This window comes from Marinobacterium sp. MBR-109, from assembly GCF_040547565.1.
Taxonomy (GTDB): Bacteria; Pseudomonadota; Gammaproteobacteria; order Pseudomonadales; family Balneatricaceae; genus Marinobacterium.
The window spans coordinates 319,827-338,324 of the sequence record NZ_JBEPPZ010000001.1 but is presented as its reverse complement, the minus strand read 5'-3'; the positions used below and the strand labels follow the sequence as shown (position 1 = coordinate 338,324).

Here is an 18,498-nt window from a genome sequence, read left to right as displayed (position 1 = left end):
ACTCAGTAATGGGGCGGCGGTACATCGGCTGCGGGTGCTTCTTCACTGCCACCAAGTTCACGCAGCTGGCCATGCAGAATCTTGACCATTCGGGTCAGCTTTTCCAGATCCATCTCCTGCCGTGCCACCACCTCACTCAACTTGTCGATGGCGTCTTCCTGAAAGGCGATGCGTGACTCCAGCTCTGCCAGGGTATCGTTGTCGGCCATAATGAACTCCTTGCTGTTGGGACGGGTATCCCTAGGATAGATCATACTACCCTCTGTCAGAAAGGCTGTCGGTCTTAAGCCATTGAAAAAAAATGATGAATGGAGTATATCTGACGAGCTTCAATGCGCGTATTCAAAAACCTGCGCATCTTTATTGTATAAACATTCAGTTAATAAACAGAGAAGATCAATGAGTGGTAATCAGTTAATCAAGAGTGTGTTGGCCAGTGTTCTGGCTGCGTTTATTATTCCTTTTCTGCTGCAGCGCGTTGCGGGTATAGAAACAGGTTTTACCCTGCCGGTATTGGCAATCATTGCCGTTGTGGTTCTGTTGGTAACCCTGGCCAGTGCCTGGCAGCCAGCCGGTTCTGCCGGTGCGGCTCGTACAGCCCGTCCCTCTTCGGATTCATCAGAGCAGGATGATGACGAAGGTGACGAGAACGACGGTCGCGAGATCGGCAGTGTTAAATGGTTCAACGTGTCCAAGGGATTTGGTTTCATCACGCGTGAAAACGGCGATGATGTGTTTGTTCATTTCCGCAACATCCGTGGCCGTGGTCACCGCTCTCTGAATGAAGGTCAGAAAGTGCGTTTCAGTGTGCGTGAAAGTGACAAGGGCCTGCAGGCTGAAGACGTGTCCATCGTTCGCAGCTGATCCCCTCTGCCGGTAGCCTTGCTGCCGGCACCTTTCCATCCCTCCCTTTTTCAAGACGGCTGATGTCGTTTGGTGTATCGAGTCGGCGCTGCGTTGGCAGGGTCATCCGGCCAGGGGTGTTTTGGATAGCGTCCCTTCATCTCCTTCTTCACTTCCCTGTAGCTTCCAGCCCAGAATGCGGCCAGATCGGATGTAACCTGTAGCGGTCGTTGTGCCGGCGACAGCAGGTGCAGCGTAAGGGGAACCCCGCGGCCTACACAAGGTGTGTCAAGGCAGCCAAACATCTCCTGCAGTTTTACCGCCAGCACAGGGGGAGAGTGGCTGTAGTCGATTCGGTAGCTGGAGCCTGAAGGAACGGATATGCGTTCGGGGGCAAGCTGGTCCAGAAGCTGCTGTTGTGGCCAGTCCAGCTGGCTGCGCATGATCGACAGCAGGTCCAGTCTGGCCAGGTCGTCCTGCTGTGTGATGCCCTCCAGCCAGGGTGAAAGCCATTGCTCAAGGTTGTCGTGCAGCCATACGTCTGACAGGTCTGGCCAGTGGCATGAGCTGTCCTGGCTGGCGGCAAAGGCTACGCGTGCCCTGAACCGCTCGACTTCAGGTGTGAAATTGAGTCGTTGCAGCCCTTCGCGCTGCAGCAGCGACAGAATAGCCCTGCGCTTGTGCTCCGGGGTGACGTGCTGCAGCCGTGTTCGGCTCAGTACCAGATTGCCAATGCGCACCTGTCGTTCAGCCACAAGTCTGTTCTGTCGGCTGTCCCACTCGACGACCTCTTCGGCCCGTTTCAGATCCTTTAGCTGGCTTTCGAACAGTTCGGGGTCCAGTGCACAGGCCAGCCTGATTCTGTCTGAAGCGCGGCCGTCGTGGCTGCTGAGTGTGGCGATCGCCAGCCAGTCCTGCTGGCGTAACGGGTCCTGTTCGACAAGCGTGACCCCACGCCCCTGGCTGAGGCGATACTGTGCAGAGCCGGGCTCGCGCTGTCGGGCGATCCGATCCGGGTAGGCGCAGGCAACCAGATAACCGATCCAACGGGGCTGATCCGGGGCGCTGACCGGCTGGGAGGCGATGTCGGTGCAGCTGTTGCGCAGTTGGCGCGCAAGCTGCTGCAGTCGCCGCCGGCGTGGCTCACGACTTGAACCGTGCAGCCAGTCAAGCCGCTGGCGCAGGTCGGCGGACTGAGTATTGAGTGGGTCACGCTCCGTCAGCAGCACGGCAAGGTCTGCCGCTAATGGCAGCAAGCCGTTTTCCGCACCGCACAGCAGCATGTGGGCAAGGCGGGGGTGGGCTGGCAGCTCGGCCATACGTTCGCCTCTGGGGGTCAGTCGAAACTGGTTGGGGGCAGGGGCTTCTATCGCTTCAAGCTGCATCAACAGCTGTATCGCCTGACTGAATGTGGCCGTGGGCGGTGGCTCCAGCCAGACCAGCTCGGCTGGATCGTTGACGCCCCAGCGCAGCAGCTGCAGTGCCAGTGGTGCCAGGTCAGCCTGAAGGATTTCTGCACGTGCGTGAGGCTCAAGCTCACTGTGTTGAGCTTCGGACCAAAGCCGGTAACAGGTGCCTGGCCCGAGGCGTCCAGCCCTGCCGGCACGCTGTGTGGCGCTTGCCATCGATACGCGGGTTGTGAACAGGCGTGTCATGCCACTGGCTGGATCAAAGCGCGCCTGTCGACTCAGTCCGGAGTCGATAACAGCGTCTATGCCTTCAATAGTCAGGCTGGTTTCTGCGATGGCCGTGGCCAGTACCACTTTGCGCTTGCCAGAGGACGGTGGCAGTATCGCCTGTTGCTGCTGATCCAGTGGCAGCTCACCGTGCAGCGGGGTCAACAGCAACTCAGGATGCTGTTCAAGCAGCGGCTCCAGCAGCATCTGGGTACGGCGAATTTCGGCCAGCCCCGGGAGAAATGCCAGCAGACTGCCAGCGTGCTGCTGCAACGCCTGAGCCACCAGTTTCGCGACACGAGGCTCGATCGGCTCGTCGCTGCGACTGCGAGCGGACCAGACGATCTCCACCGGATGAGTGCGCCCGCCGGATTGCACGACCGGTGCACCGCCGAGCCGTTCAGACAATGTCGCGTGTTCGAGGGTTGCCGACATCAGCAGCAGTTTGAGCGGTGGTCCTTCGCGCAACAGCTCCCGCCCCTGCAGTGCCAGCGCCAGGCTGAGATCAGCGTCCAGGCTGCGTTCGTGAAACTCATCCAGAATCAACAGCCCGATGCCATCCAGCCCCGGGTTTTCCTGCAGCATGCGCACCAGTACCCCGCCGGTGACCACTTCCAGGCGGGTGGCATCACTGATGCATGTTTCGAGTCGAACGCGATAGCCAACGCGTTTGCCGACCGGCTCACCCAGTTGTTGCGCAAGTCGCTGGGCTGCGGCCTTGGCCGCAAGCCGGCGTGGCTCCAGCAGGATAATTTTCTGTCCTGCCAGCCAGGGCTGGTCCAGCAGTGCAAGTGGAACACGTGTGGTTTTGCCCGCCCCTGGCTCGGCCTCAAGAATCAGCTCATTTCGTCGCCCGAGTGTGGAGACGATCTCTGGCAGCAGTGAGTCGATAGGCAGCTGAGAGAGGTCGGGCATGGTCAGAATCCTTGGCAGTTCGGGCCTGCGAAGTGTACCAGCAACGCAGTCGTGGTGCTGCCCGCGACCGGACAGAAGACCGTGCGATGTACTATCATCCCGCGTGGACCTAACAATCGAGGACCTGCGTTGCTCATGACCTGTTACAGAACCCTGGCCGAGCCTGTGCACAGCGAGCTTGTGATCAAGAAGTCGCGCTTCATCGGCTGCATCGAGCCGATTCACTCCCATGCGGCCGGACTTGAGCGGGTGGCCGAACTCTGGCGGCAGCACCCGGAAGCGCGGCATATCTGCTACGCGATGCTGGTGGCCGGGCAGGTGCGCCAGTCTGATGATGGCGAGCCTTCCGGCACGGCGGCACGCCCCATGCTCAATGTGTTGCAGCACAAGGGGCTGGATTATGTACTGGCTACGGTGGTGCGTTACTTTGGCGGTATCAAGCTGGGTGCCGGCGGTTTGGTGCGTGCCTACAGCCAGGCGGTCAGCGAGCCGCTGCAGCAGGTCGAATATGTCGAGGTCAAGCCTCAGGCGCAGGCGCAGATTCGATTTGAGCATGCGCATGAAGCACTGGTGCGCCGTTTGGCCGAACAGGCCGGGCTGACACTTGAAGTGGAGTATGAACAGCAGGTGCTGGTCACTCTGCAGGGTGAAGCGGAGCCGCTGGAGCAATGCCTGCACCAACTGCAGGAGCAGACAAGGGGGGAGCTGGAGTTGCTTAACACCAATACAGATGTTGGGGTCTGATTCGAGCCTGCTTTCACGTTAGCCTCACACAGTACAGAGCATGCTGCAGCCCTGATTAATTTTCAGGACATAGCCATGCCTGTTCGCCTGTTTTCAAAACTGTCTTGCCTGCCTCGTCCTCGGCTGAGCGCCGTTCAGCTGGGCTGGTTCGTGACACTGTTGCTGGGGCTGTTCTATAACGGATCGCTCTGGCGCCTGATACTATCGCTTCAGTATGCTGATGCCGTACACAAGTGGTTTTTTGCCGCAGGTTTTTTACTGTTTCTGCTGGCGGTGATTCAGCTGTTTATGGGCTTGTTGTGCTGGCCAAGGCTGATCAAGCCGGTGGCGTTGTTTCTGCTTCTGAGCACGGCGCAGGTCGGCTATTTCATGGACAGTTATGGCATCGTGATTGACAAAACCATGGTGCAAAACCTGTTCGAGACCGACCCGGCAGAAGCGAGGGATCTGGTCACCGGCGCCATGCTGTTTAACCTGTTGTTGAAAGGCGTGCTGCCGTCCCTGTTGCTGCTGTGGATCAGAATCAAGCCTCAGCCCGTCAAGCGGATTCTGGTGGGGCAAGCCATCAGCCTGCTCAGCTGCCTGCTCCTGATCGGGCTGAATGCAACACTGCTGTATAAGGACTATTCCTCGCTGTTTCGCAATCACCGGGAGATCCGCAATCTGGCGCTGCCGTCCAGCTACCTGTACTACACCGGGCGATACCTCAGTGGAGCCTATGATGCTTCCAGGCATGTTTTTCAGCCCCTGGGGCTGGATGCCCGACTTGAATCAGCCGGGTTGCAGACTGTATCCGCGAAAGCGCAAAAGCCTGACGTGCTGATTGTGGTATTGGGTGAGACGGCACGCAGCATGAACTTTGGCCTCAACGGCTATGCGCGAGATACCACGCCCGAGCTGGAGCGCCTGCCGGTGGTGAGCTTTACGGATGTGGAATCCTGCGGTACCAGTACAGCTGTGTCGGTGCCCTGTATGTTCTCGCTGCAGGAGCGAGAACGCTATGACGATGAGCAGGTGGCCTATCAGAGCAATGTGCTGGATATTCTGCAGCATGCAGGTGTTTCTGTACGTTGGCGTGAAAACAACTCCGGTTGCAAGGGTGTGTGTGCACGCATTCCGGTGATCGAGGCGGAGCTGCTCAATCCGGGACACGACTGTACGGCAGAGGAGTGCTTCGATGATCAGTTATTATCCGGGTTGCAACAGCAGCTGGAGGGGCTGAACGGGTCTGCGGTGATCGTGCTGCATCAAAAGGGCAGTCATGGGCCGGCTTATTTCAAGCGAGTGCCTGAGACGTATCGGCATTTCACACCGGTTTGCCAAAGCAGTGAGCTGCAGACCTGTGTTCAGACCGATATCGTCAACGCCTATGACAATACCATTCGCTATACCGACCATCTGCTGGCACGGGTGATCGAGCTGTTGCAGCGGCAAGAGCAGTTTAACACCGCCATGCTCTATGTCTCGGACCATGGCGAGTCGTTGGGTGAGAATAACCTCTACTTGCATGGCATGCCCTGGCTGCTGGCGCCAGCAGAGCAAAAGCAGGTGCCTCTGATCACCTGGCTGTCAGCCGGGTTCCAGCAGGAACATGGTGTTGACTGGCAGTGCCTCAAGGCAAACAGCGACAAACCGCTCAGCCATGACTTTCTGGCACATTCTCTGTTGGGGCTGATGCAGGTCAGCACTTCGGTCTACCAGCCAGAGCTGGACCTGTTTGCGCCTTGTCGTAATGGACAGCGGAGTCTCGCGGTAGCACACACTCAGTCGGCCAAGAAGGCTGATGGCTGAAACTCGATCCGGGCCTGGAACTGCCGAGCATCCTGGTGGTAACAAAAATGTGCTCCGGCCTTGTCACACAGCTGAGCAATGATGGGCAGGCCGTAGCCAAATCCCTGTTGGTTGTTTTCTGGGCCTGCAGTTGTGACTGGGTTGGTCAGGATCAGTGAGTGAATACCCGCCTCAAGTGTCAGTGCCCCCGTACCATGGCGGCGTGCATTGCCCAGCAGATTGTCGAGTATGACCGACAGCACAAAGGGGTGAATGGACCAGTCCAGTGATGGTTCAATCTGCAGCTGCAGATCAAGTCCTGAGTGGTTACTTTGGTTGATCAGTTGCTGCAGCATGTGGCTGTCGACTTTGCAATGCTCTGAGGGCTGTTCACGGGAGAGCCAGAGGAAGGAGTCGGTCAGCTGCTCCATTCGGCTGACGGCTTGGGCAAGGCGCTGATACGCCCGTTTCTCGGCGGGATTGGTGTGATCTCTCGACATCTCCTGCAACAGGTCCAGCGAGCCATGTATCACGGTCAGGGGGGAGCGCAGTTCGTGACTGGCAAAGCGGGTAAAGTTCTGTTCCCGCTGAATAAAACCATCAATGCGCCGTAACAGCTGGGCAAAGCGCTGACTCATTTCACCCAGCTCATCCTTGCGGGGCAGGGGCTGCATCTGTGGTGCAGAAGGATCAACCGCCTCAATCGCCTGCATCAACTCTCGCACGGGGCGTGTCTGTTGCCAGATCAGCAGCAGGGTGATGCCCATGGCTCCAAGCGAAAACAGCAGAATCCCCCCAATTACGAGCGCTCGTTCCATCAGCTCGGATGAATCAGGCTCGTCCAGCAATTGCTCAATACTCGTCTGCTGGAGTTCTGGCTGACTGGCCATGTATTCGAGAATGGCTGCACGGTTGGCATCCTCAATACTTTCGACCAGGTGCCAGCCCGCCAGCCAGTACAGGCTGGTCAAGAGCAGAGTGGAGAGTCCGGTAATCAGGATGATGCGGGTCGTGAATTTCATGGTGTTTCTGCAGTTTTGGGGGCATCTGGAAGTTGTAGATACACACCGCTTCCCCTGCGGGTGTGCAGCATTGCGGAGTCGAATGGCTTGTCGAGTTGGGCTCTCAACTGATACAGCAGTGAACGCAGCGCATCACTGTCTGGGGGCTCGTCTCCCCAGATGGCCTGTTCAAGCTCGCGACGGCTGACCACGCGGGGAGCATGTGCGATCAAGTGGCGCAGCAGGGTAAAGCCCTGAGGGGTCAGCTGCAGCGGTACATCATCGCGCCGTGCCTGTTGCTGTTCCACATCCAGCTCCAGTGGACCGAAATGCAGCAGGCGCAGTTGTTGACGTGATACGCGTCGGCTCAAGGCTTCAATGCGACAAACCAGCTCGTCCATGGCAAAGGGCTTGACCAGGTAGTCGTCGGCGCCGGCGGAAAAACCGGTGACCTTGTCACTCACTTGATCGAGAGCCGTCAGCAGCAGAATCGGGGTGGTGACGCCCAGCTGACGCAGCTGCTGACAGAGCGCAAAACCACTGATGCCGGGCATCATGACATCCAGCACCAGTACGTCATGATGTTGTTGCCGGGACAGTTCGAGTGCCTGCTCGCCGGTACGGGCACAGTCAACACTGATGCCGCGCCAGCTTAAAAAGTCGGCGATCGCCTCAAGAATGCCAGGATCGTCATCGGCCAGTAGAACGGAAATCTGAGACATGGGGCAGACGCTCGCTTACTGATTTTAAATGCATCATAGAGCTGTCGGGGTGGGGGCTGCAATCGCGCCTGGGTGCCAGCATCAGCGCCGCCAGCAGGGCGTTGATCGACCAGCACAGTGCAAAACTCCAGATGTCGTGTGACAGGAAATGGGCGCCTCGCAGTTGCTGAGTGGTCCCGAACAGCAGGCCGAGCCCCAGTGCCAGGGCAAGTGCGGCATATCGCCACCGTGGCTGGACAGTGGCCGCCGCAAAATAGAGCGCAAGCCAGGCGTACCCGGCACTGGCGTGTCCGGCGGGAAAGCAGCTTCCGCTACCGCGATTGAAAAGTTGCTGCAGCAAGGGTGAGTAAGGCAACTCGCCGCCAAAAGGTTGCAGGCTCCAGGGACATTCAACGCCAAGCAAACGCTTGCCCAACAGAATCACTCCGCTGGCAATCAGTGGTGAAATGACCAGATAGGCCAACACTCTCCGATGTGGGCGCACGTGTGGATGAATACAACTGGTCCAGAGCAGCACAAAACATAACAAGAGCAGAGCAATGCTGAGCTGTCGACCGCGTTGATGGAGTAACTCACTGAACAGCCAGTGCTCCTTCAGGGTCCATTCATGACCTTCCAGCGCATAAATCCATTGGGCCAGTGTCAGGTCAAGCTGAAAACGGTGGATGATCAGGGTCGCCACCATGGCGCATGCCAGCGCCGCAAGGGCTGAGCATATGAAGCCTGTGCGGCCTGGAGGGCTGGAATTCATGCTGTAACAACCGCCACTGTAGAGGGAACTGGCATGATGCCTGTCTCAGAGTGAAGAGGACGTGAAAGCCTCGCTCGCGTCACACAGAGGTGCTTGGTCGAGACGAGCATTCGGCTGCCGAAGGAGGATCCTCAGGCTGTTCCTGACGAATCATGGCAATGAACACCCGTATCAGTTCAGGATCAAACTGCCCTTGATCCTGCTCGGATTCGAGAATATTCAGGGCTTTCGTGACGGGCATTCCGGGGCGATAGATGCGGTCACCGGTCATGGCGTCCCAGGTGTCGGCAATTGCGACGATGCGTGCCAGTAGTGGGATCTCGTCACCCTTGAGTCCATCGGGGTAGCCGGTCCCGTCCCAGCGCTCATGGTGCCAGGCGGCAATCTCGGCAAAAGCGCTGAAGCGTTTCAGCGGCTTCATGATGGCGGCGGTCATCACCGGGTGTTTTTTCATCTCCTGGTATTCGGCACCGGTGAGAGCAGAGGGTTTGTTGAGAATGGTGTCGTGAATGCCGATCTTGCCCAGATCGTGCATCAGTGCTCCCTTCTTCAGCAGGGCCAATTGGTCGGTCTCCAGACCCAGCTGCTGTCCCAGTTTGACGGCATAACGTGAGACGCGGCCGGAGTGAGCGGCGGTATAGGGGTCCTTGGCTTCCAGTGCCTGAGCCAATGCACTTAGCGTCGCCATGTAGGTTCTTTCCTGCTCGCGCAGTAATTCCTGAATACTCTCGGCCAGGTGATTGACGCCGGATGCCAGCTGTCCCATTTCATCACGGGTCGTCACGTTGACACGGCTGTCCAGCTCTCCACGGGAAAGTGCCTGTACGCAGCGATGAAGTCGCTGTATCGGGCCCGTGAGCCGAAAATGGATCAATCCGCCGAGGAACAGCAGCATCAGCAGACTGCTGATCAAAATGGTATTCCACATGGATTGCTCGAAAGGGCCATCGAAACTGCTGATCGCGTTTTTCAGGCCGGTAATATCGACCTCGGCCTCAATACCTGCGATGGCGCCACCAGGCAGGGTCATCGGCAATAGATAATCCGCCTTAATGAAGTCGCTGTCTGTGCGGTGTTCACGGGATTCGCCAAGTGATGGCTGCCGGTCATGAATGACCCGGTAATAGGTGGAGCCTGGTTGAAGTGTCTTTTGGCCCCGCTGGGCCTGGCTGTGAGCAATAATGTCGCCGTTGGCATCAAAGGCGTAGAGATCCTGAATATGCAGCTGCCAGCCAAAGTCGCTATGGCGGTTCAGATAATCCACCTCGGCTGCCAGTGCAGCGTCTGTCAGCGCAATCCGTTCCTGTTCAACATTGCGTCGAATCTGATCCAGCAGCAGATGTATTTTCTGGTCGGCCTGGGCCAAAAAGGCCTGCTCAATGACTTTGTCAGTCTTGTGTGACAGGAGATAACCGTTCAAGACCAGAATACTGATGGCAAACAACAGAAAACGTGCAGAGAGGGGTAATCGAGCGCGTTTTTCTTCTGCCTGTGAATCCTTGTGGCTGTCGTGATGATGATTCTGCATCCTGCTCTCCCGGACCTGCTCGTGATTCTGTATCACTGCTGACTATGCACAGAGCTTATTAAAGCAGCCTTAAGAAGTCCCGTGGAAAAAATCGATGCTTTAAGTTTGGTTTCAGCCAGCAAGAGTACAGTGACCCCTGTAAACCAATACAGACAGGAGAAACCTGATGAAAAAGCTGCTTGCAAGCCTGATCCTTTCCACCGCTGCCGTCTCCGGTGTGGCCATGGCTGGTGACAAATGTGATGTGCCACAGGATGAATGGCAAACCGAGGAGGCCTTCCGTGCCGCCATTGAGGCCAAGGGGTGGGAGATCAAAAAATTCAAGATTGATGACGGCTGCTATGAGGTCTATGGCTATGACGAGAAGCAGCGTCGGGTAGAGGCCTACTTCGATCCCAAGACCTTCGACATGGTCAAGATGGAACTGGACGACTGAGGATCAGACAATGAATGCCACTGTGAAAGTCTGGGATCCTCTGGTGCGGGTGTTTCACTGGTCGCTGGTGCTCTGCTTTGCGGTGGCCTGGGCCAGTGCGGACGAATGGCAGGACCTGCATGAAATAGCAGGCTATACAGCTGCGACATTGATCGCTTTCCGGTTGATATGGGGGCTTTTCGGCCCCCGTTACGCCAGGTTCAGGCAATTTGTACGTGATCCAAAAGTTGTTGCAGGATATCTGTCGGATATGCTCAAGGGGCGCGAGATACGCTATCTGGGGCACAATCCGGCTGGCGGCATGATGGTTGTGGTTTTGCTGCTCGGTATTGCCATGTTGACGCTCTCCGGCTGGCTTTACACTGACATTCTGTGGGGTGAGGAGTGGGTTGAAGAGAGCCATGAGCTGCTGGCCAATCTGATGCTTGTGCTGGCGGGGTTGCATGTGGCAGGTGTTGTTCTGGCCAGTATCCGTCACCGCGAGAGTCTGGTTAAATCGATGATCACCGGACGCAAGCGTGTGCCGGGTGAGGTCGATGTGAGTTGAGACGGTCTCGACAATTTGCTGGAGGTGACACAATGAAAAGCCTGCTTGCCATTCTGCTGTCTGGCTTTATGGCGCTGACAATGGTGCTGTCGCCTGCTGCCCTGGCCAGTCGTGATGTTGATCAGGATGAAGCGCGTCGCCTGATGTTGTCCGGGCAGATCCGACCCTTGTCGGAGTTGATGCTGCTGCATCCGGAACGGCTGAGCGGGCATCTCCTTGACGTAGAGCTGGAAGAGGAGGATGGGCGCCTGGTCTATGAAATTGAGGTGCTGGGCAAGGATGGCGTGGTACGTGAGTTCTATCTGGATGCCTCCAGTGGCGCTGTTATCAAGGAAGAGATCGAGGACTGAGCATGCGAATTCTTCTGGTTGAAGATGATGTTCGACTTGCGGCGGAGCTCAAACCTCGGCTGCAGCAGGCAGGTTTTGCCGTTGAAACCGCTCATGATGGCGAGGATGGTGAGTTTCTGGGGCGAGAGGAAAACTTTGATGCCGTTATTCTGGATTTGGGCCTTCCTCTCAGGCCCGGTCTTGAAGTGCTGACAAACTGGCGCAGCGCAGGTCTGGATATGCCGGTGCTTGTACTGACGGCACGTGACGCCTGGCATGAGCGAGTCGATGGGCTCAAGGCCGGTGCAGACGATTATCTCGGTAAGCCTTTTCATATAGAGGAGTTGCTGGCGCGTCTTGAAGCGCTGGTTCGTCGTCATCATGGCCATGCCAGCAGCCGTCTGCAGGTGGCCGGACTGGAGCTGGACAACGATCTTCAGCTGGTACGTGATCAGCAGGGGCTGGAGCATCCGTTGACCGGTCGAGAGTTTCGCCTGCTGCGTTACATGATGCTTAATGCTGACAGGGTGCTGTCCAAGAACGAGCTGAGCGAGCATGTCTACGAAGAGGAAGATCTGCGTGACAGCAACGTGATTGAGGTCTATATCAACCGTTTGCGTCAGCGTTTTGGCAAACGCTGCATCCTGACCCGGCGTGGTCAGGGATATGTGATGCCAAGTCAGCCTGAGAGCGGCTCATGAGTCGACCCCAGGCCGTGACGAGCAGCTCGCTTGAATGGCGAATTCGGCGTCAGCTCCTGCTGGTACTGCTGCTGGTCATGACCGGCCTGCTGGTGCTGGTACACATCAGTGTCAGCCATTTGACCCAGAATTTTGTCCTCAGCCGCCTGGAACATGATGCCGAGAGTCTCATTGCGGCTCTGGAACGTGGGGCTGATGGCCGCTGGCAGCTGAATGAGACGACATTGCCGCAAGTGTATCAGCGGGTTCACTCGGGGCACTATTATGTACTTGCAAGTGACACAATGACCTTGCGTTCACGCTCTCTTTGGGACCTGGAAACGTCAACTCGAATGATGCCGGTGGGTGTCAGTCGCAGTGATCTCAAGCCCGGGGTCGGTGATCAGCAGTGGTTGATCAGAGAGCAGGGGTTCAGTAAACAGGGGCAGGGCTTTTCGCTTTGGATAGCCGAAGATATTGCGGACCTGCAGCAGGAGCAGCGGCAGTTTGAAGCTGGGCTTTTGCTGCTGTTGCTGTTGAGTCTGCCGCTGTTGCTGATTCTGCAAAGGCGTGTGTTGCGTTCGGGGTTTGCCCGTCTTGAGCCCTTGCGCCAGAGTCTCGCGCGACAGCTGGCTGGTGCCGAGGTTGAGTTTCCGGCTGAGATACCTCAAGAAGTGGTGCCCTTGGTGGAAACCATCACACAACTGTTGCGGCGCTCTGGTGAGCAGACAAGTCGCTCGCGGATGGCGCTGGGCAATCTGGCACATGAACTCAAGCATCCGTTACAGGAATTGCAGTGGCTTGCACGGCAGCATCCGGACCCTGAGCAGGGTGAGCAGTTGCTGCGACTGTATCGGCAGCTACATCAGCGTATTGATCGGGAGCTGCGTCGGGCGCGGATTGCCGGTGCGCCGGGGCCGGGAAGGCAGTTCGTGCCGAAGGATGAAGTGACACATCTGGTGCGCCTGCTTCAGCGTATCGGCCGAGATGATATCGATTTTGAATCCGAGTTGCCGCCCGGAGCGATCCCTTTTGACCGTGATGACATGCTGGAGATGCTAGGTAACCTGCTGGATAACGCCTGGCGCCATGCTAATCGGCGCGTACGGCTGCGAATACAGCCCCCGGGTGATAATGCGCACCTGTGGTCAATTTGGATCGAAGATGACGGTGCCGGAGTGGGCAGTGCTGACCTGTTGCGGCTTTCTGAGCGTGGCGTGCGTCTGGATGAGCAAGCCGATGGCAGTGGTTTGGGGTTGTCGATCTGTCGGGCCGTAGCAGAGAGCTACGATGGTGAGCTGGTCTTTGCCGTTTCAGAGCTTGGAGGGCTTCAGGTAAAGGTGAGCCTGAGAGCAACATGATTCGGTTTGGCGCATGAAGCCATTCCAGCGCTACATAACGGACGTGGATATGAATGCCGTAAACTCTTTCAGTAGATCAGGGTCATACCAATGAGCATCTGAATGCAGCATGGCAATCGCATCCGCAGACGGTGTCCCCTTATGGTAAGGCCGATCTTCAGTGATGGCATCGTATGAGTCGATAATGCGGACGATTCTGGCCAGTAGAGGAATTTGCTCAGCCGATAATCTGGCCGGGTATCCACTGCCATCGAAATTTTCATGGTGGTGCAACACAATCATCACAACCTGGTCATTGAGTGCCAGCGGCTCAATAAGCTCTGCCCCGAGTCGAGAGTGTTGCTGAACCAGCAAATACTCGGCGTGGGTCAGGCGCGAAGGTTTGTGCAGAATGGATTCGCTGATCGAGAGCTTGCCGATATCATGGATTTCCGCGCCGTAGGTCAGCGTATAGGTATCATCCCTGTTCAGGGACAGGTGTTTTGCAAAGCCTTCAGCATAGGACCTCAACCGACTCTGATGACTTGCAACATCAGGGTCTCGGGCATCAACCACCCGCTGTATGAAAGCAGATATATGAGGCATGAATAATCCTTCTCATTGCCCGTCTTGATTTGATACAGACACTATAGGCCCATTTTTACAAAAATAGAAAGCGCCAGTGATCAGCGGTGGCACGGGTTTCAGTGGCATGTACCAGTTCGCTATTACATCCCTGTAATGTATTATTACTCGAAGTGTCCAATCCGTTTTACCTCGGCGATGGCAAAAGCGGATAAATGTCAGCGGCTGTTATAAAAAAGTATTGGTTAAGCAAGGGGTTACAGAAGCAGTGCTGCTGATGATCGATAATTTTGACAGTTTTACCTGGAATGTTGTCCGCTACTTTGAAGAGTTGGGGGCGGATGTGCAGGTGCACCGCAATAATGCGATCACGCTGGAGCAGATCGAAGTCCTGGCGCCCACTCATCTGGTAATATCCCCGGGGCCCTGCACGCCTGATGAAGCCGGTATTTCGGTTGCAGCCATCCGTCATTTCGCTGGTCGGCTCCCGATACTCGGTGTCTGTCTTGGCCATCAGTGCATAGGGCAGGCCTTTGGCGCTGAGGTTGTGCGGGCGCGTCAGGTCATGCACGGCAAGACCTCAGCGATTGAGCACCATGGAGATGGCCTGTTTGAAGGCCTGAAGCGACCGCTTGAGGTCACGCGTTACCACTCGCTGGTCGTACGACGCGAAAGCCTGCCGGATTGCCTTGAAATGACGGCCTGGACAACGGACGCAGAGGGCGAGCCTGACGAAATCATGGCGCTGAAGCATCGTGAACTTGAACTGTATGGGGTGCAGTTTCACCCCGAATCCGTTCTGACTGAACAGGGACACGCACTGCTGGAAAACTTTATTCAGCGGCGTTGAATCGCATACAAACAGGAGGCATTGGATGAATATTCAGGAAGCACTGGCACGTATTGTCGACCATATCGACCTCAGTTTTGAGGAGATGGAAGACGTCATGCGTCAGGTGATGACCGGACAGTGCAGTGAGTCCCAGATAGCCGGCTTTCTGGTTGGCTTGCGAATGAAAGGCGAGTCGATCGACGAGATTACCGCTGCCGCAAAAGTAATGCGTGAACTGGCCACGCCGGTACGCCCGACAGCAGGGCCGCTGGTGGATATTGTCGGAACCGGCGGGGATGGTGCCAACCTGTTCAATGTATCTTCTGCCAGTGCCTTTGTCGCCGCTGCCTGTGGTGTCAGCCTGGCCAAGCACGGCAATCGTGGTGTTTCCTCCAGCAGCGGCAGTGCTGATCTGCTGGAGCAGGCGGGCATCAACCTGGACCTGGGTGCCGATGAGGTCGCACGCTGTATTGATGAGGTTGGCATCGGTTTCATGTTTGCGCCCGGGTATCACGGTGCCATGAAGCATGCGATCGGTGCCCGCCGTGCACTGGGCATGCGTACCCTGTTCAATATACTGGGTCCCATGACCAATCCGGCTGGCGCGACTCGCGGCGTGATCGGCGTCTTCACCCCCAAACTCTGCCGCCCCATGGCGGAGGTGATGCAGCAGCTGGGTGCCGAACACATCATGGTCGTGCATGCGAAGGATGGTCTGGACGAAATCAGCCTTGCTACCCAGACCCAGGTGGCCGAGCTGCGTGATGGCAGGATCAGTGAATACAGCCTGTCTCCTGAGGATGTTGGGATCGACAGTCAGAGCCTCATCGGCCTGAGTGTGAACAGCCCTTCAGAATCACTGGCCCTGATCCAGCTGGCACTGAGCGGCTCGGATGAGCCGCTGGCACGCAAGGCGGCCGCCATGGTGGCGCTGAATGCGGGTGCAGCGGTGTATTTGAGCGGACAGGTGGAAACACACCGGGCGGGTGTTGAGCAGGCACTTGAAGCCATCCGCTCCGGCACGGCACTGGATAAAATGAAGCAGCTGGCCGCACTCAGCCAGCAGCTGGGGAAAACAGAGTAATGAATGACACACCGACAATTCTGAAAAAGATCATCGCCCGCAAACATGAAGAGGTCGCTGAGCGCCGTGCTCGCGTCTCGATTGAGGCATTGAAGCAGCGCATCGCCGCGCAGCGGGGAAGTGCAGCCGATCCGCGCGGTTTTGCCGAGGCGTTGGCATCCTCGCTGGCGTCTGGCCGGCCTGCCGTTATTGCCGAGATCAAGAAAGCGAGCCCCTCCAAAGGGGTGATTCGTGACCCCTTTGAGCCGGCTGAAATTGCTGCATCGTATGAGCGCGGTGGCGCCAGCTGCCTGTCGGTGCTGACCGATGTGGACTTTTTTCAGGGGGCTGATGAATACCTGCAGCAGGCGCGTGCGGCCTGTAAACTGCCGGTGATTCGCAAGGACTTTATCGTGGACCCCTATCAGATCTACGAAGCCCGTGCGCTCGGGGCTGACTGTATTCTGCTGATTGTGGCTGCGCTGACCGATGCTGAGCTGGAAGAGCTTGCTGCCCTGACCCATGAACTGGGCATGGATGTGCTGATCGAAGTTCACAACGAGGCCGAGCTGGTGCGCATCCTGCCGCTCAACACCCGCCTGGTCGGTATCAACAACCGCGACCTGCATACTTTCGATGTGAGTCTTGATAACACCTTCAAACTGCTGGATCGTATTCCGGACGACCGTATTGTCGTGACCGAAAGTGGCATTCTGACCCCTGAAGATGTGGCGGCGATGCAGGCACGTCAGGTCAACGCTTTCCTGATCGGTGAGGCGTTTATGCGTGCGGAAGATCCAGGTCAGCAGCTGGCGCGCTTTTTCAGCGCCGCACACTAACGCATTGTGAGGAAACAGGCAGTATGAGCATGAATGTCAGTGTTAACTGGGATGGCGATGATCGTTTCAAGGCGACCACGGGTTCCGGTTTTGAAGTGGTCATCGACAAGGATCTGAAGCAGGGGCCGCGTCCCATGGAGCTGGTGCTGACCGGCTTGGGTGGCTGCACCAGTGTTGACGTGGTGGGCATTTTGCGCAAGGCGCGTCAGGATGTGACCGGTTGTGTGGCTGAAATCAGTGCCGAGCGTTCGGACGAAGTGCCTTCGGTCTTCACCGAAATTCATGTCAAATTCATCGTCAGCGGTCGCAAGCTGAAGCCGGCCGCGGTTGAGCGTGCGGTGCGTCTGTCCGCCGAGCAGTACTGTTCGGCATCGCTGATGCTTGAGCGTGGCGGCGTGAAGATCAGTCACGGCTTTGAAATTGTGGAAGTGGAATAAACCCGTTTTTGGGCTTGTTTCTGGAAGGGCGCTGAAGTAGAATTTTGCGTCCTTTTTATTTGTTCAACTCCTTGCTTTCAACCACCGGCATTCGGCGGGTGACTTGAAGGCTGTGAAACCGTAAGGAGCAAAAATGCGTCATTACGAAATCGTATTCCTGGTTCACCCGAACCAGAGCGAGCAGGTTCCGGCGATGATCGAGCGCTACAAGACTCTGATCGAAGGTGCTCAGGGCCAGATTCACCGTCTGGAAGACTGGGGCCGTCGTCAGCTGGCTTACCCGATCAACAATGCACACAAGGCACACTACGTGCTGATGAATGTTGAAACGACTCAGGACATTCTGGACGAGCTGTCCAACATGTTCCGTTACAACGATGCTGTGCTGCGTAACATGGTGATCCGTTGCAACGAAGCGGTCGCTGAAGTTTCTCCGATCAAGGCAGCAGAGTCTCGCGAAGAGCGCAAGCCGCGTCGCGAAGAGCGTACAGAGCAGAAGCAGGACAACAGTTCTGCCGATGACAGCTCTGAAGAAGCTGCTGAAGAGTAATCGTTAACCCTATTTATTGGAGAAGTTCAGATGGCACGTTTTTTCCGTCGTCGCAAGTTCTGCCGTTTCACCGCTGAAGGCGTAAAACAGATCGATTACAAGGATCTGGATACCCTGAAAGGCTACATCACTGAAACCGGCAAAATCGTTCCGAGCCGTATCACTGGTACCAAGGCACGCTATCAGCGTCAGCTGGCCACCGCTATCAAGCGCGCCCGCTACCTGGCTCTGCTGCCGTACACCGACAGCCACGACGTTTAAGCGTCGGTTGATACAGCCGGAGGCAGCACACAGTGCTGCCAGACTAGTTTAATGCTGCTGCCCGGAGATCGCGTGCAGCAGCCGGGATTCAAGACTGCAGCCGTTGCAGAACAAGAGGTTTTACGAGATGGAAGTTATTCTGCTCGAAAATATCGGTAAGCTGGGTAATTTGGGTGACAAGGTCGCCGTTAAATCGGGCTTTGGCCGTAACTACCTGGTTCCTCAGGGTAAAGCCGTACCGGCTACCGCTGATAATGTCGCCAGGTTCGAAGAGCGTCGTGCCGAGCTGGAAAAAGCAGCCGCTGACAAGCTGGCTCAGGCCCAGGCTCGCGCCGAACAGCTGAACGAACTCGAACTGTCTCTGGTCACCAAAGCAGGTGACGAGGGTAAACTGTTCGGTTCCATCGGTACCCGTGATATCGCGGAAGCGCTGAGCTCTGCCGGCGTTCAGGCCGACAAGAGCGAAGTGCGTCTGCCGGAAGGTGCGATCCGTCACGTTGGCGAGTTCGACGTCGACATTCAGGTACACCCTGAAGTGACCGCCACCATCAAACTGGTTATTGCCGGCGAATAATTTCGCACAGCAACCCGGTTAAGAAAAAGCACTGCGTGGTATATACTGCGCAGTGCTTTTTTTATGTTCAAAAAT

The 18,498-nt window shown here is 56.8% G+C and carries 22 protein-coding genes; 15 read left to right on the top strand and 7 right to left on the bottom strand.

The window, feature by feature from the left end:
- Positions 1-2: 2 nt before the first annotated feature.
- Entirely contained in the window at positions 3-254 is a 252-nt protein-coding gene (locus ABIE60_RS01615) for a SlyX family protein (RefSeq protein ID WP_354467211.1), read from the bottom strand.
- 145 nt (positions 255-399) lie between these two features.
- On the opposite strand from ABIE60_RS01615, the gene ABIE60_RS01610 reads away from it, so the two are divergent.
- On the top strand, positions 400-864 hold the full coding sequence (locus ABIE60_RS01610; protein ID WP_354467209.1) for a cold-shock protein: 465 nt from the start codon (positions 400-402) through the stop codon (positions 862-864).
- 50 nt (positions 865-914) lie between these two features.
- On the opposite strand, the gene hrpB is transcribed toward ABIE60_RS01610, so the two are convergent.
- A complete protein-coding gene (gene hrpB / locus ABIE60_RS01605; protein WP_354467207.1) occupies positions 915-3,434 on the bottom strand; it encodes an ATP-dependent helicase HrpB in 2,520 nt (839 codons plus the stop codon).
- Between the two features lie 135 nt (positions 3,435-3,569).
- On the opposite strand from hrpB, the gene ABIE60_RS01600 reads away from it, so the two are divergent.
- Together ABIE60_RS01600 and ABIE60_RS01595 are read left to right on the top strand one after the other, a co-directional pair.
- A complete protein-coding gene (locus tag ABIE60_RS01600; RefSeq protein ID WP_354467205.1) occupies positions 3,570-4,178 on the top strand; it encodes an IMPACT family protein in 609 nt (202 codons plus the stop codon).
- 75 nt (positions 4,179-4,253) lie between these two features.
- The gene (locus tag ABIE60_RS01595) at positions 4,254-5,969 is read left to right on the top strand and encodes a phosphoethanolamine transferase (protein ID WP_354467203.1); all 1,716 of its coding nucleotides are present in this window, start codon (positions 4,254-4,256) and stop codon (positions 5,967-5,969) included.
- Here the strand turns inward: ABIE60_RS01595 and ABIE60_RS01590 are convergent.
- The 4 genes from ABIE60_RS01590 to ABIE60_RS01575 all read right to left on the bottom strand — a co-directional run bounded on the left by ABIE60_RS01590 (position 5,942) and on the right by ABIE60_RS01575 (position 9,950).
- Positions 5,942-6,970 (bottom strand): sensor histidine kinase, encoded by a 1,029-nt coding sequence (locus tag ABIE60_RS01590; RefSeq protein ID WP_354467201.1) that lies wholly within the window; start codon positions 6,968-6,970, stop codon positions 5,942-5,944. The genes ABIE60_RS01595 and ABIE60_RS01590 overlap by 28 nt on opposite strands.
- Positions 6,967-7,671 (bottom strand): response regulator transcription factor, encoded by a 705-nt coding sequence (locus ABIE60_RS01585; RefSeq protein ID WP_354467200.1) that lies wholly within the window; start codon positions 7,669-7,671, stop codon positions 6,967-6,969. The genes ABIE60_RS01590 and ABIE60_RS01585 overlap by 4 nt, the downstream gene beginning before the upstream one ends.
- A complete protein-coding gene (locus ABIE60_RS01580; protein ID WP_354467199.1) occupies positions 7,640-8,422 on the bottom strand; it encodes a phosphatase PAP2 family protein in 783 nt (260 codons plus the stop codon). The genes ABIE60_RS01585 and ABIE60_RS01580 overlap by 32 nt, the downstream gene beginning before the upstream one ends.
- Before the next feature lie 79 nt (positions 8,423-8,501).
- On the bottom strand, positions 8,502-9,950 hold the full coding sequence (locus ABIE60_RS01575) for an HD domain-containing phosphohydrolase (RefSeq protein ID WP_354467197.1): 1,449 nt from the start codon (positions 9,948-9,950) through the stop codon (positions 8,502-8,504).
- A 166-nt stretch (positions 9,951-10,116) separates the two neighbouring features.
- Between ABIE60_RS01575 and ABIE60_RS01570 the strand changes: the two genes are divergently transcribed.
- Genes ABIE60_RS01570 through ABIE60_RS01550 form a run of 5 tightly spaced genes read left to right on the top strand, consistent with a single transcriptional unit; the run spans position 10,117 to position 13,303 of the window.
- Positions 10,117-10,386, top strand: coding sequence for a PepSY domain-containing protein (locus ABIE60_RS01570; protein WP_354467195.1), 270 nt, complete (start codon positions 10,117-10,119; stop codon positions 10,384-10,386).
- 10 nt (positions 10,387-10,396) lie between these two features.
- On the top strand, positions 10,397-10,933 hold the full coding sequence (locus tag ABIE60_RS01565; RefSeq protein WP_354467194.1) for a cytochrome b/b6 domain-containing protein: 537 nt from the start codon (positions 10,397-10,399) through the stop codon (positions 10,931-10,933).
- A gap of 32 nt (positions 10,934-10,965) precedes the next feature.
- Positions 10,966-11,283, top strand: coding sequence for a PepSY domain-containing protein (locus ABIE60_RS01560; RefSeq protein WP_354467193.1), 318 nt, complete (start codon positions 10,966-10,968; stop codon positions 11,281-11,283).
- Between the two features lie 2 nt (positions 11,284-11,285).
- Positions 11,286-11,963, top strand: coding sequence for a response regulator transcription factor (locus ABIE60_RS01555; RefSeq protein WP_354467191.1), 678 nt, complete (start codon positions 11,286-11,288; stop codon positions 11,961-11,963).
- Positions 11,960-13,303, top strand: coding sequence for a sensor histidine kinase (locus ABIE60_RS01550; protein WP_354467190.1), 1,344 nt, complete (start codon positions 11,960-11,962; stop codon positions 13,301-13,303). Before ABIE60_RS01555 ends, ABIE60_RS01550 begins: the two co-directional genes overlap by 4 nt.
- Positions 13,304-13,333: 30 nt before the next feature.
- Here ABIE60_RS01550 and ABIE60_RS01545 read toward each other — a convergent pair whose 3' ends face one another.
- Positions 13,334-13,888 (bottom strand): HD-GYP domain-containing protein, encoded by a 555-nt coding sequence (locus ABIE60_RS01545; RefSeq protein ID WP_354467188.1) that lies wholly within the window; start codon positions 13,886-13,888, stop codon positions 13,334-13,336.
- Between the two features lie 247 nt (positions 13,889-14,135).
- On the opposite strand from ABIE60_RS01545, the gene ABIE60_RS01540 reads away from it, so the two are divergent.
- The 7 genes from ABIE60_RS01540 to rplI all read left to right on the top strand — a co-directional run bounded on the left by ABIE60_RS01540 (position 14,136) and on the right by rplI (position 18,423).
- Positions 14,136-14,717, top strand: a complete 582-nt coding sequence (locus tag ABIE60_RS01540) for an anthranilate synthase component II (protein WP_354467187.1) — start codon at positions 14,136-14,138, stop codon at positions 14,715-14,717.
- Positions 14,718-14,742: 25 nt separating this feature from the next.
- Positions 14,743-15,783: an anthranilate phosphoribosyltransferase gene (gene trpD, locus ABIE60_RS01535; RefSeq protein WP_354467185.1), complete on the top strand. Its 1,041-nt coding sequence runs from the start codon at positions 14,743-14,745 to the stop codon at positions 15,781-15,783.
- Complete coding sequence (gene trpC / locus ABIE60_RS01530) at positions 15,783-16,601, top strand: indole-3-glycerol phosphate synthase TrpC (RefSeq protein WP_354467184.1); 819 nt, start codon at positions 15,783-15,785, stop codon at positions 16,599-16,601. Before trpD ends, trpC begins: the two co-directional genes overlap by 1 nt.
- Before the next feature lie 29 nt (positions 16,602-16,630).
- Positions 16,631-17,038: an OsmC family protein gene (locus ABIE60_RS01525; protein ID WP_354467635.1), complete on the top strand. Its 408-nt coding sequence runs from the start codon at positions 16,631-16,633 to the stop codon at positions 17,036-17,038.
- Positions 17,039-17,171: 133 nt separating this feature from the next.
- Positions 17,172-17,588, top strand: a complete 417-nt coding sequence (rpsF, locus tag ABIE60_RS01520) for a 30S ribosomal protein S6 (RefSeq protein WP_354467183.1) — start codon at positions 17,172-17,174, stop codon at positions 17,586-17,588.
- Positions 17,589-17,618: 30 nt separating this feature from the next.
- Entirely contained in the window at positions 17,619-17,849 is a 231-nt protein-coding gene (rpsR, locus tag ABIE60_RS01515) for a 30S ribosomal protein S18 (protein WP_091825431.1), read from the top strand.
- A gap of 127 nt (positions 17,850-17,976) precedes the next feature.
- Complete coding sequence (gene rplI / locus ABIE60_RS01510) at positions 17,977-18,423, top strand: 50S ribosomal protein L9 (protein ID WP_354467182.1); 447 nt, start codon at positions 17,977-17,979, stop codon at positions 18,421-18,423.
- The last annotated feature ends 75 nt before the right edge of the window (positions 18,424-18,498 follow it).

Bases quoted from the DNA above. Each gene is read 5' to 3' on its own strand.
- ABIE60_RS01525 (WP_354467635.1), top strand. From the start codon at position 16,631: ATGAATGTCAGTGTTAACTGGGATGGCGATGATCGTTTCAAGGCGACC.
- trpD (WP_354467185.1), top strand. From the start codon at position 14,743: ATGAATATTCAGGAAGCACTGGCACGTATTGTCGACCATATCGACCTC.
- trpC (WP_354467184.1), top strand. From the start codon at position 15,783: ATGAATGACACACCGACAATTCTGAAAAAGATCATCGCCCGCAAACAT.
- rplI (WP_354467182.1), top strand. From the start codon at position 17,977: ATGGAAGTTATTCTGCTCGAAAATATCGGTAAGCTGGGTAATTTGGGT.
- ABIE60_RS01610 (WP_354467209.1), top strand. From the start codon at position 400: ATGAGTGGTAATCAGTTAATCAAGAGTGTGTTGGCCAGTGTTCTGGCT.
- ABIE60_RS01545 (WP_354467188.1), bottom strand. From the start codon at position 13,888: ATGCCTCATATATCTGCTTTCATACAGCGGGTGGTTGATGCCCGAGAC.
- ABIE60_RS01580 (WP_354467199.1), bottom strand. From the start codon at position 8,422: ATGAATTCCAGCCCTCCAGGCCGCACAGGCTTCATATGCTCAGCCCTT.
- ABIE60_RS01575 (WP_354467197.1), bottom strand. From the start codon at position 9,950: ATGCAGAATCATCATCACGACAGCCACAAGGATTCACAGGCAGAAGAA.
- ABIE60_RS01560 (WP_354467193.1), top strand. From the start codon at position 10,966: ATGAAAAGCCTGCTTGCCATTCTGCTGTCTGGCTTTATGGCGCTGACA.
- ABIE60_RS01590 (WP_354467201.1), bottom strand. From the start codon at position 6,970: ATGAAATTCACGACCCGCATCATCCTGATTACCGGACTCTCCACTCTG.
- ABIE60_RS01565 (WP_354467194.1), top strand. From the start codon at position 10,397: ATGAATGCCACTGTGAAAGTCTGGGATCCTCTGGTGCGGGTGTTTCAC.
- ABIE60_RS01585 (WP_354467200.1), bottom strand. From the start codon at position 7,671: ATGTCTCAGATTTCCGTTCTACTGGCCGATGACGATCCTGGCATTCTT.
- ABIE60_RS01555 (WP_354467191.1), top strand. From the start codon at position 11,286: ATGCGAATTCTTCTGGTTGAAGATGATGTTCGACTTGCGGCGGAGCTC.
- ABIE60_RS01615 (WP_354467211.1), bottom strand. From the start codon at position 254: ATGATCTATCCTAGGGATACCCGTCCCAACAGCAAGGAGTTCATTATG.
- rpsF (WP_354467183.1), top strand. From the start codon at position 17,172: ATGCGTCATTACGAAATCGTATTCCTGGTTCACCCGAACCAGAGCGAG.
- ABIE60_RS01550 (WP_354467190.1), top strand. From the start codon at position 11,960: ATGAGTCGACCCCAGGCCGTGACGAGCAGCTCGCTTGAATGGCGAATT.
- ABIE60_RS01570 (WP_354467195.1), top strand. From the start codon at position 10,117: ATGAAAAAGCTGCTTGCAAGCCTGATCCTTTCCACCGCTGCCGTCTCC.
- ABIE60_RS01595 (WP_354467203.1), top strand. From the start codon at position 4,254: ATGCCTGTTCGCCTGTTTTCAAAACTGTCTTGCCTGCCTCGTCCTCGG.
- rpsR (WP_091825431.1), top strand. From the start codon at position 17,619: ATGGCACGTTTTTTCCGTCGTCGCAAGTTCTGCCGTTTCACCGCTGAA.
- hrpB (WP_354467207.1), bottom strand. From the start codon at position 3,434: ATGCCCGACCTCTCTCAGCTGCCTATCGACTCACTGCTGCCAGAGATC.
- ABIE60_RS01600 (WP_354467205.1), top strand. From the start codon at position 3,570: ATGACCTGTTACAGAACCCTGGCCGAGCCTGTGCACAGCGAGCTTGTG.